We start from the raw sequence: 7,092 nt of genomic DNA on the forward strand, positions 1-7,092 counted from the left end.
CCTGCACTGAACTTGAATACAAGTACAAAGCTCCAAGTTTTCACTTCACCCCGTCTGATGCAAAACTCGTGTCAATGGCTGTTTTTATTTTGTCCAACCGACATTTTTTTTCCACTCTTCAATTTCCTGTTTCCTGTTTTCAATGTCTGTCGGTGGCGATTGATTTTCATTTTTTGCTTGTCTTCTTATTATTTCTATTTGTTCTTCAAGCGTGTTAAGTCCGATTGATTTTCTTCTTTTATTTACTCTGTTTAAGTCGTCAAAAGGATTTGGGCTTAAATTTCCGTGTTCGTCCCAATCAAATTGAGTTCCGTAAAGTTGCGGATTACCTTCAAGAACTGCTATTCGGTCAGTTAGATATGCTAAACTTTTCGGATCTGCTTTATTTTCATTAACTGCACTTTTCAATAGTTCTGCACTTTTTTTCATAAATTCAGGTTGTCCGATTGAGTGTTGTATTACCAACCAAGTCGCTTCGTTTGCCTCTTTACCAACTTTGTCTATTGTCGGATAACCGATTGTGTCTATTATGTGGCTTAGTATTTTAGCATTTCTGTTGTGCAACTCCTTCATTTTTTCGTTATACCTTTCGTTGAGTTGTCCGCTTTGAACAAGTTTGTTTCTTAATGCTAAGTCTGTATTTTTTAGGTCAATTATTTTTTCAGTGATACTTTTATAATCCATTTTTTTGATGTCGTTTTGTTCTTACTGTCGTCCAAAAATAGCCATTAACGGTTTGCAGCTGCCCAAAGGGCGGGATTATTACCACTGAACTTCATTCGGAGAATTGGACTTTCAACTACCAAAAAACTGTCTTTGGAACACGAAAATCCGCCTTTTGAGTAGTTGCTGTTAGCGGCTGGTGTCCTCATTTCGTTTTTATTGGTATCCAAATTTCTTCCTCTGATGTCGGGTCGTTGTTTTTGTATTTGTCGCCTAAAACTTCAAAATGCGGTCTGTTATCTAAATCGTAGTCAGAGGTTGGCAACCAAGTTTCCAAAATATATTGGAAAATGGAATTGTCCGTGTTCAAACCTTTATAGTCAAACACCGCATAAAGTCCGCCGTGTAAAATAAACGTTTCCATTTCGGTCGGCACATTGTCAAAGGTTGTAACTTCAACGGCTGCCCACCTTTCAAATTCGTTAGTCGGCTTGAAGTCTGCAAAATGATTGGGTTTGTAAATAACCAATGAAATAAGGTCATTTGTCAAGTTGTTAGTTATTTCCTTTCGTCTAGGTGAAAAAGTTCGCCAAAGTTCGCCAATTTTATAGTTGGCAAAACTCATTGTTAATCGTCTGCCTACTAATTTCTTTTCGTATATTGTTTGAATTCTCGGTGTCATTTTTCTAATTAAATTTCTTTTTTGTCTGCTGTGTCATTTGAAACGGTGGTCTGTAACACTTGCCACTAACTTCTTTACATCCTACACAAAATTTCGAACATTCACCAAAATCAAGCTCGCTTTACGAAATTTTTTATCGTTTTAATTAGATTCGAATATATTATTTTATTCTTATAAATCATCAAAGGGACTCCTAATTCGTTGTAAGCTTTATGTACTAACATGAGTGTATATTTATGTCGTTTTAAGCTGTTTTGACCTAATAATTCTTGTATAATTTATCCCAAATCATTTTATCTCCAACTTTGAAAGTTTTATAGTTCACCCTTAATTTGCGCTATTAAATCATCATTTATTTTCAAAATATGCGGCTATTCTATCCACATTTCTATGCCTTATCAGCCTGGATTCCCATTTTATATGTTTCATTATTTTTCCTTTCTTTTTACCAGGAGCATCTCATCATTACTTAGGGATAAAAAACCAAAGTCATAACAAAAAAAATAGGTATTTCCATTTTGCGCATGAAGCATATGGGTATGGTAATCGGGATTAAAGCCATTTTTCAATAAATCTTCTTTCTTGATGCGGATTTTCTCACCGGTACATATTTTTGAAAGTACGCTATGGTTTTTCCTTAGAATGGTATTTACTGGACGAATATGATTTAACTGTCCCGCTTTTAATTGATTATTATAATTACTGCGACATTGATCATCGCAAAATTTCTTGTCGCTACGCCCTCTCAAGGTTTCACCACAGTCTAAACATAATTTTTCCATTTCATTGCTTTTTGATAAATTGAATGTACAATTAGTCTGTCAAAACGGATATAAACGTATGTATCCGTTTAGTTTACGGTAAAATTTCTACATTCTTCTCACCTTCGAATTGTCATTACCAAGTGACCTAAATTTTTGTTTAATTAAAACGTAAGAAGATGAGTAATCTTAGAAACAGTGTACGCTTATTGGGTCACATAACAGAGCCCGAAGTAAAAAAGATCAGTGAAAAAAAGAAAGTAGCCAAATTTTCCATCGCCACAAATGAATCGTATAAGAATGATAAAGGTGAAAAAGTAGAGGATACCCAGTGGCATAATCTCGTGTTATGGGATGGATTAGCGAGCATTGCAGAATCTTATCTGCATAAAGGCTCCGAAATCACGGTAGAAGGGAAGTTAACTAGTCGCTCCTATACCGATAAAGATGGGATAAAGCGCTATGTCACTGAAATTATAGTATCTGAATTGCAGATGCTTGGTAAGAAAGCCGCCGTTTAATTTTCCGTTTGAGGAATCGGAATGTAATTTTTGGTGAACTTAAGCTTGTTTTTCTAGAAGCAACACCAATAGTGGTTTTTTAAATCTTGCAGAATTTCATGTCTCGCTTGTAAATGAGTAGAGGTGGGTTCTGCAGGATTTCCTATGGTCTGTGTGTTACAGTATAATATAGCTATTTTTCAGCCAGCTGGCTTCGAGAGCCTCAGCCAGCGATTAAAAACAATCCCCCCCCCTTCCTGATTTTGCTAGCCTGATAACTGATAACTCAAAACCCTTCCAGATGTCGCCAGCCTTACAACTGACAACTCCTACCCCTTCCAAATGTCGCCAGCCTAACCAACTAACCAACTAACCAACCCTATCCCAACAATTCCCTAATCAAAGCCAGCAACTCAGATGCTTTAAAAGGCTTCGTAATATATCCTTTCGCGCCTGCGATAATTCCCTTGTTTTGATCTTCTTTAGATGCTAATGCCGATAGAAATATAAATGGAATTTGTTTGAATTGGGCTTGCTGGTGGACTTTCGCAATGAGTTCTAGACCGGTGATGCCAGGCATCATAATGTCGCTCACAATTAAATCTGGAGCAGAATTTTGTAGAGATTCTAAAGCTTCTTCACCAGATTCAGCAACGCTAACCTCAAAATTATTTAATTCCAAAATCTCCTCTAAAGTCTCCCTCAGTGCGAGTTCATCTTCAACCAATAATATTTTAGTCATTTGGGTAGGGTAGTGTAAGTGTAAAAATTGTGCCTTTTCCTAATTCACTATCAACCTCAATCTTTCCTTTATGAAGTTCTATAAATTGCTTAGCAACTACTAAACCTAATCCCGACCCCTGAATGGTTGAAGTATTTGATGCTCGGAAAAATGAATTGAAGAGCTTATTCAACTCATCTTTCGGAACCCCAATTCCGAAGTCCCTTATTTTTATCTTGGCACAATCTTTTTCATAAGCTATGCTCAATTCTGGATTGGGAGCTCCATCCGAATATTTAAATGCATTGGAAAGTATATTGGTCAAAACATATGTAAAAAATAGCTCATCAAGAATAAATTCCTTCTGACCTAAATCGCCTTTAATCTCAACTTTTCTGCCATCTGTTTGTCTCGAGAAATAATTGTTGATCACCGATTCTATCAGACTTGATAAAATAATACTCTTAGAGTTTAATGCCGGCTCATTCACATTATATCGACCAAATACTAAGATATTATTCATCAATTCGGTAAGGCGGTTTACCTCACTCTTAATTCTTGTTGCCAGCGTAGTTAATTTATCGGCGAGCTTTGTTTCAATAATCTGTGTATAACTTTCCAAAAGCTCTAAATTTGAATAAATTACGGTTAATGGCGTTCTAAATTGATGTGACGCCATCGCCACAAAATTCGTTTTTAATTCTACCAACTCCTTCTCACGATATTCGGCTTCTTTATAATCATTGATGTCAATGATACTTCCTGTAATGGTATAATTTTCGGAATTTTCAGTCGTTGTATTTCTTGCAATTACCTGTACCCACTTAATATTTCCATCTTTTTGTCTTAATCGCAGGTCAAAAATAGAAGCTTCACCCTTTAAATTATTAATCTTACTCAGACTATTTTGAGCAAATTCTACGTCATCTGTTAAAATATAATCAATGAATAAATGATTGAGCGATTCAGAATTTTCGAAACCAGAAATGTTTTTCCAGAAACTATTTAAAAAGGTAAATTCTTTCTTTTCATTAAGCCTAAAAACAGTTTCAGCAAGGTTATTAATCAGGTTGTCGTACTCATTTCGCTGATTTTCAATAGCTTCTTGCTGTTCCTTTAGTTTGGTGATGTCGAGATGCGAACCCACCATGTAAATTGCCTTACCATTTTCATCTCTTTGGGCAACACCGGTGTCTCTAATCCATATATAATTACCGTTTTTGTGCTTGATTCGGTATTCTGCTGTATAAAAATCTGATTTACCCGCTAAATATTCTTTAATGTTGGTAGTAACACGGGTATAGTCTTCAGGATGTAGTCGCGAATCCCAACTATCAAGGTCATGCTCAAATTCAAAATCCTCATAACCTAACATAGACATGTATAGTCCCGAAAATTCAATTTTTTCATTAACAATGTCATAATTCCATTGCCCTTGTTGCGATCCTAAAATGGTAAGATCGAAATGCTCCTTGGTCTTTAAGAATTTTTTCTCGGCTTGCTCACGCTGTAGACGGATACCAATGTTACGTGCGACAGAAAATAGAGCTTCTACTTCTTCTTGAAGCCATTCACGCTCAATCATGCAGTCATCATAACCAATCCAGCCCCAAAAATCGCCTTCGCAAAAAATTGGAGTGAAGAGAAAAGACTTTATATCCTGGGATGACATAATTTCTCTGAAAAAATCATTCTCCAAATCTTTAACCATTCCGTATAACGGTTGGTCGGAGATTAAAACATCATATAGCCCTGGAAAATTATCGTAGCTCAAGCCACTCAAATCAGGATTCCCAAATTGAACTACAACTCCCTCATTACACCATTCATGGGTATAATAAAGCTTTAAAATTCCATCAACATCTATTCGATTGGTAAAAATATAACATCGATCAACATTGGTGGAACTACCAAGAACATCTATTGCTTTTTGAAGTGAATCTTGAATGTGGATGTTTTCAAGTAGCGCACTATTTGCCCCCGAAATCCCTTTTAATAGTTTTAACATTAGCCAGGTATAGTCAAGCAAAAATAATTAAATATCGCTTTATAACAAGCCAAATATCAGATATATTAAATTAATTAATAGAATATTTTTAATTTTTAATTATTTAGTAAAAAATTTAGCTGTTGCAATATATTATTTCTTTATTTAAAACAATATAATTTTTATTATTAGTTAAAGTTGCTAAATCTTTCTCTAGTATATATTCCCGGTTGTGCATGATCTCCTTCTTGAAATATAAATTCAACTTCCTCAATTTCCTTAAATTCGGTAAGTGAAAATGTAGCTTCGGCTAGATATGCCATTGCACCTTCTGTTCCTGATTCTCTGGTTAAATAATTGGCATCTTCAATCTTTACAATAGCGCGTTTGCCTTCTTGTTTCATCCACTCTAGTTTTATTTGGGGATATTTAAGATTAATTGCATCCACCATATCACTTGGTGTGAGGTTAAACATGCTAGCTTCCGGATTTCTTTTGATTTCCATCATTTGGGTACTGTCGTTTAATTCGACATTCCATGGCACTACCAATGTTTTACCTAAATCGGAAAGGGCGGCCGATTCAGTAGCCATTTCTTCTTCGTTTAATTTAGAATTATCGCTCGTACAGGATGAAATTGCAATAATTACTATCCAAAATAAGAAAAGGACTCTTTTTTTCATGTTTAAGGTGTTGTATGTGCCACAGGAATTATTTTTCCATTAAAGAATTTATGTCCGTTTAAGGCAAAATCAGCCACATATTTTCCCATTTCAAAGGCCAATACTGGCGATTGATAATCGGGAAAGGCTTTTTCTAGCATTTCTGTTTGCGCAGAACCTAAAGCCAGGCAATTTACAGCAATCTGTCTTTCAGCAAACTCAATGGCTAAACATTCAGTCAGGGTATGCAGTGCTGCCTTGCTCGCCGAGTAGGCCGCTAATCCAGGAAATTTCACACTCCCCTGAAATCCACCCATGCTGCCAATATTTAAAATATGACTTTTAGGAGGCATCAATGGGGATAAATGTTGAATCATTTTTATGTGCCCCAGGAGATTATTTTGAAGCATTTCGGCAAAATCGAGCTGCGTACTTTGCATAAATGATTTATTAATCAATGATCCTGCATTATTTATTAAGACATCTACGCTGCCTAATCGTTCTTTTACATAGGGCATAAGCGCATTTTCATAATCATCATGTGCAATATCAAATTTGGCAGTGTAAAGCGTGCAATCCGGATTAATTGCAAGCGCAATTTCCTTTAGTTTTGCTAGCTTTTGTTCCGACCTAGCAAGGGCAATAATCTGGTTATTTTGATTGCTAATTAACTCGATTACAGCCTCAAATCCTACACCACTGCTCGCTCCAGTAATAATGATATTCATGTTAATTTATGTTTAATTCAGGTTTTGCACTATTGATTAGCTCAAAACCATTGTAAATAAGTTTGTTCAATTCTTCTTGATTAGAGGCTTTCATCTCTAAGTCAATCCGAATTTCTTTTGCAAGTGAAGTATTTAGTTTTCCCATCTCTAGAATTTCTAAAATTTCCATTCCGCATAGCCAATCTTCCCGATAATTTTGTTTTAAATTGGTCCAAATATCGTTTAATTTTTCAAATCCGCTTTGTGATTCTCTACAGTCTCGCACATCTTGAAACAATTTATGATAGTGTTTTGTTTTCTCATCATATTGCGTTATTTCCCTTGTTGAGTTCGCTTTTGGTACAATTTGTTCAAATGCTGCTTTATCTGCTGCACCGCAAAAAACCGA

At 35.6% G+C, this 7,092-nt stretch carries 8 protein-coding genes and 1 pseudogene; 1 reads left to right on the forward strand and 8 read right to left on the reverse strand.

The genetic code is table 11. The annotated features are described in order from the left end of the window. Window positions 1–84 precede the first annotated feature (84 nt). From ACIQ0D_RS10485 to ACIQ0D_RS10495, 3 genes are all read right to left on the reverse strand, one after another. Window positions 85–684, reverse strand: coding sequence for a DUF6624 domain-containing protein (locus ACIQ0D_RS10485; protein ID WP_395805375.1), 600 nt, complete (start codon window positions 682–684; stop codon window positions 85–87). A 184-nt stretch (window positions 685–868) separates the two neighbouring features. Then, window positions 869–1,345, reverse strand: coding sequence for a GyrI-like domain-containing protein (locus ACIQ0D_RS10490; RefSeq protein ID WP_395805377.1), 477 nt, complete (start codon window positions 1,343–1,345; stop codon window positions 869–871). A 428-nt stretch (window positions 1,346–1,773) separates the two neighbouring features. Next, window positions 1,774–2,127 carry a hypothetical protein gene (locus ACIQ0D_RS10495; RefSeq protein WP_395805379.1) on the reverse strand — a complete coding sequence of 118 codons (354 nt, stop codon included), beginning with the start codon at window positions 2,125–2,127 and terminating at the stop codon, window positions 1,774–1,776. Window positions 2,128–2,285: 158 nt separating this feature from the next. Between ACIQ0D_RS10495 and ACIQ0D_RS10500 the strand changes: the two genes are divergently transcribed. Next, on the forward strand, window positions 2,286–2,627 hold the full coding sequence (locus ACIQ0D_RS10500) for a single-stranded DNA-binding protein (protein ID WP_395805381.1): 342 nt from the start codon (window positions 2,286–2,288) through the stop codon (window positions 2,625–2,627). Between the two features lie 358 nt (window positions 2,628–2,985). On the opposite strand, the gene ACIQ0D_RS10505 is transcribed toward ACIQ0D_RS10500, so the two are convergent. From ACIQ0D_RS10505 to ACIQ0D_RS10525, 5 genes and pseudogenes are all read right to left on the reverse strand, one after another. Next, window positions 2,986–3,348 (reverse strand): response regulator, encoded by a 363-nt coding sequence (locus ACIQ0D_RS10505; protein ID WP_395805383.1) that lies wholly within the window; start codon window positions 3,346–3,348, stop codon window positions 2,986–2,988. Then, a complete protein-coding gene (locus ACIQ0D_RS10510; protein WP_395805385.1) occupies window positions 3,341–5,335 on the reverse strand; it encodes a PAS domain-containing protein in 1,995 nt (664 codons plus the stop codon). Before ACIQ0D_RS10510 ends, ACIQ0D_RS10505 begins: the two co-directional genes overlap by 8 nt. A 167-nt stretch (window positions 5,336–5,502) precedes the next feature. Then, on the reverse strand, window positions 5,503–5,997 hold the full coding sequence (locus ACIQ0D_RS10515) for a hypothetical protein (RefSeq protein WP_395805387.1): 495 nt from the start codon (window positions 5,995–5,997) through the stop codon (window positions 5,503–5,505). A gap of 2 nt (window positions 5,998–5,999) precedes the next feature. Beyond that, window positions 6,000–6,704, reverse strand: coding sequence for an SDR family oxidoreductase (locus ACIQ0D_RS10520; protein ID WP_395805389.1), 705 nt, complete (start codon window positions 6,702–6,704; stop codon window positions 6,000–6,002). Window position 6,705: 1 nt separating this feature from the next. Further along, window positions 6,706–7,092 (reverse strand): annotated as a pseudogene (locus ACIQ0D_RS10525) (phenylalanine 4-monooxygenase); the annotation flags it as partial.

This window comes from Daejeonella sp. (genome assembly GCF_044342615.1).
Taxonomy (GTDB): Bacteria; Bacteroidota; Bacteroidia; order Sphingobacteriales; family Sphingobacteriaceae; genus Daejeonella.